Raw genomic sequence first — 3,605 nt, forward strand, 5'->3', positions numbered from 1 at the left:
CTGTTGAGTTCTCAAGGAACGGACGCTTCCTTTGTACTCACCCAAGTTGTTCTCGGGCTTTCCTCCGGGCAGTTTCCCTTCGGTCTTGCGTTTCCAACCTTACCAGATCCGTTTTCCGTTCCGTTTCCGGTTCGGAATTCATTTCCGGTGGCCGTTGGAAGGCCTTTGCCTAATTGATTGCCTTGTGGCTTTCTTTCGGCGAGTCCGACTTTATCAGAAGCTTTTGGCCGGACTGACCGGCCGTTCGTTCCGAATCATCGGGTGGGCTCACTCGGGAAATCATATTCACGAGAAGCCGATAGATTTTCATTGCCGCCCTGGGGTATGTCCACCTCTAGGCAACTGTTCAAATCTACCTCCCCACATGCGCCGTGTCAACGGCTCTTGCGGGAACGAAGAGGAGACTAACAGCCCGGCGGGGGTGAACGCACATCAGGCGGCCGTAGGGACCGCGGCGCTGCGTTCGTGCTCCTCCACGTCGCCCGTGTCACCGGCCCGGACAGCCCGTCCGCCCAGGACATAGACGTACGCGAGGAAGGCGACCTCGGCGAGGACGCCGATGCTGATGCGGGCCCAGGTGGGCAGGCCGGAGGGGGTGACGAAGCCTTCGATGGCACCGGAGATGAAGAGGACCAGCGCCAGGCCTATCGCCATGCCCAGGGCGGCTCGCCCCTCCTCGGCCAGGGCCGAACGGCGGGTGCGGGGGCCAGGGTCGATGAGGGTCCAGCCGAGGCGCAGGCCCGTGCCGGCGGCCACGAAGACAGCGGTCAGTTCCAGCAGGCCGTGCGGGAGGATCAGGCCTAGGAAGACATCGAGGCGGCCGGCCGAGGTCATCAGGCCGATGCCCACACCCAGGTTGAGCATGTTCAGGAGCAGGATCCAGAGGACCGGCAGGCCCAAGAAGATGCCCAGGACCAGACACATCGCGGCAGCCTGGGCGTTGTTCGTCCACACCTGTGCCGCGAAGGACGCGGCGGGATGGCTTGAGTAGTACGTCTCGTACTGGCCGCCGGGGCGGGTCATCTCGCGGAGTGCGTCGGGGGCCGCGATGGAGGCCTGGACCTCCGGGTGGGTGCCGATCCACCACCCCAGGAGCACGGCGACGAGGGTGGAGAGCAGTGCGGTGGGGACCCACCAGTGACGGGAGCGGTAGACCGCGGCGGGGAAGCCGTGGGTCAGGAAGCGGGTGACGTCGCGCCAGGAGGCCCGTCGGTTTCCCGTCACGGCGCTACGCGCGCGTGCCACCAGTTGGCTGAGGCGCCCGGTGAGCTGAGGGTCCGGAGCACTCGACTGGATCAGCGAGAGGTGGGTGGCGGTGCGCTGGTAGAGGGCGACGAGTTCGTCGACCTCTACTCCGTTGAGACGTCGCTGGCGGCGGAGCAGGGCGTCGAGGCGGTCCCACTCGGCGCGATGGGCGGACACGAAGACATCGAGGTCCATCGGGTGTGCTGCTCCTCGTCCCTCTCGTACTGCGTGTCGGCTTGTCGTACTCGTCGTACTGCGGCGCGATGTGACCTCAGCTTGGCAGACTGGCCACTCTCGGGGCAGATCAGGGGATGAAACCGGAAGGACTACGGGTGTGAGTGAGCTAGTGACGGGCGAGGCGGTGGCGCTGGAACTGCGTCCCGCGAAGCTGCCGAGCCGAGCGCTGGCCGTGCTGCTCGACCTGATCGTGGCCATGGTCGTGTACCTCGCGGTGGTACTGATCCTGGTGCTGTCGACGGCAGGCCTCGACGAGGCCGCGCAGATGGCGATATCCATCGCGAGCTTCCTGCTCGTCCTGGTGGGCGGGCCGATCGCGGTGGAGACGCTGAGCCATGGGCGTTCGCTGGGAAAGCTGGCGTGCGGGCTGCGGGTGGTGCGGGACGACGGTGGACCGATCCGGTTCCGGCACGCGCTGGTGCGCGGTGCGGTCGGGGTGGTCGAGATCCTGATGACGTTCGGGGTCGTCGCGTGCATCGCCTCGCTCGTGTCGGAGCGGGGTCGGCGGCTGGGTGACGTTTTCGCGGGGACGTTGGTCGTGCGGGAGCGGGTTCCGGCCGGGCAGACGGCGTTCGTGCCTCCGCCGCCGCCCTGGCTCGTGGGGCAGTTCTCCGGGCTCGACCTGTCCGCCGTTCCGGACGGGCTGTGGCTGGCCATCCGCCAGTACCTGACGCGGATGCGGCAGCTGGACCCGCACGTCGGCGCGGCCATGGCGGAACGTCTCGCCTCGGACCTCGCGGCACGTACGGGAGCTCCGGCGCCGTACGGGGTGCCGCCGGGCGCGTATCTGGCGGCCGTGGTGCACGAGCGGCAGGCGCGGGAGGCTCGCCAGGCCTTCGGGGGCACGGCGGGTGTGGGTGGCGTGCCGAGTGCTCTGGGCACGCCTGGCGCGGCGGGTGCGGTCGCGGGGGGTGGCGTGCCGGGTGCGCCGGTCGGTGGGCCCGGGTGGGGTGGGCCGGTGGCTCAGCCTCCGGTCGCTCCGGCGTATGCGCCGCCTGGGGGGTATGTGAGCCGGGCCATGCCTGCGGGCGCCCCCGGCTATGTACCGCCTGCGGGTGCCGCAGGTGCTGGTCCTGGGGCCGGCGTGCCCGGCGCAGCCGCTCCCGCGGTACCGGTAACCCTCGAGTCGCCGCAGGAGCCGCCTGCCGAGCGGCCGAGCACCGGGTTCGCACCGCCTGCGTGAGTCACGGCCCCGCCCGCCCTACCGCTGTCGGCCGGGCACGGGGTCAGTCGGACGACGGCCTCAGTCGAACGTCGACGGCGGTGTTTCCAGGTGCTCCAGCTCGATTCCTGGTGCCGCCAGAACTACGTCTCCCGCGATGTGAACGGTGTGCCGCTCGCCCGTGTCCAGGGCTGTGACCTGGTATTCGTCCACGGCCAGAGGGCCGTTGTCAGTGGCGTGTGCTTCTCTTTGGATCAAGGCCCAGGACTGGTCCAAGGTGCGCGGGGCGAGGACCGGGTCGGTGAAGGCGACGAGGCGTACGCGGGTGGCGGGTGCGGAGGGGGTGAGGTGCAGGAGGCGGGCGGTGGCGATCAGGAACGCCGGGGAGGTGCCGGTGAAGGCGTGGGCGTGGACATTGCCTTCGGTGGCCTCCGTGCCGGTGGGGTCGGTGCGGACCCAGGTGACGCCGTCGAGGGCGGCGCCGCGGACCTGCCAGCTCGCGGCATGGAGTTCGAGGCGGATGGGGCGGCCGAGTTCGTCGAGGGCGAGGTCGACGGAGCCGACATAGTCGCCGGACTGGTCGGTCAGCTGGGAGACATAGCGCCAGCCGGACGGGCCGGGCGCGCAGTGGAAGTGTTCTTCGGCGAGGAGGGTGTGGTCGTGCGGGTCGTGAAGCGAATACCGGCCACGGGGCATGGGGGTCCTGGCTCTTGACGGGCTGGTCCGACTGACTGGCGGGCACGGGCCGAAGGGGCAGGCCCCCGGCACGGGGGTGCGGGGGCCTGCCTGGGAGCTGCTGCCGTGACGGTTGCGTCAGTGCATGGACGCACCCGTCGCCGGGCGGATCAGTAGCGGTAGTGATCCGACTTGTACGGGCCCTCGACCTCGACCCCGATGTAGGAGGCCTGCTCCGGGCGCAGGGTGGTGAGCTTCACGCCGAGCGCGTCGAGGTGGAGGCGGG

The 3,605-nt window shown here is 69.4% G+C and carries 4 protein-coding genes; 1 reads left to right on the forward strand and 3 read right to left on the reverse strand.

Features of this window, described 5'->3' with window-relative positions; all coding sequences use genetic code 11:
• Positions 1–432: 432 nt before the first annotated feature.
• Positions 433–1,440: a stage II sporulation protein M gene (locus tag ACFU53_RS47265; RefSeq protein ID WP_384006624.1), complete on the reverse strand. Its 1,008-nt coding sequence runs from the start codon at positions 1,438–1,440 to the stop codon at positions 433–435.
• A gap of 139 nt (positions 1,441–1,579) precedes the next feature.
• Here ACFU53_RS47265 and ACFU53_RS47270 point away from each other — a divergent pair, with 139 nt between their 5' ends.
• Positions 1,580–2,665, forward strand: coding sequence for an RDD family protein (locus ACFU53_RS47270; protein WP_384006627.1), 1,086 nt, complete (start codon positions 1,580–1,582; stop codon positions 2,663–2,665).
• Positions 2,666–2,725: 60 nt separating this feature from the next.
• On the opposite strand, the gene ACFU53_RS47275 is transcribed toward ACFU53_RS47270, so the two are convergent.
• Both ACFU53_RS47275 and ACFU53_RS47280 read right to left on the reverse strand, forming a co-directional pair.
• The gene (locus tag ACFU53_RS47275; protein ID WP_384006630.1) at positions 2,726–3,340 is read right to left on the reverse strand and encodes a hypothetical protein; all 615 of its coding nucleotides are present in this window, start codon (positions 3,338–3,340) and stop codon (positions 2,726–2,728) included.
• 149 nt (positions 3,341–3,489) lie between these two features.
• Positions 3,490–3,605 (reverse strand): adenosylhomocysteinase (locus ACFU53_RS47280; RefSeq protein WP_384006633.1); only part of this gene is annotated, 116 nt, incomplete at its 5' end.

Source organism: Streptomyces sp. NPDC057474, from assembly GCF_042802555.1.
GTDB lineage: Bacteria > Actinomycetota > Actinomycetes > Streptomycetales > Streptomycetaceae > Streptomyces.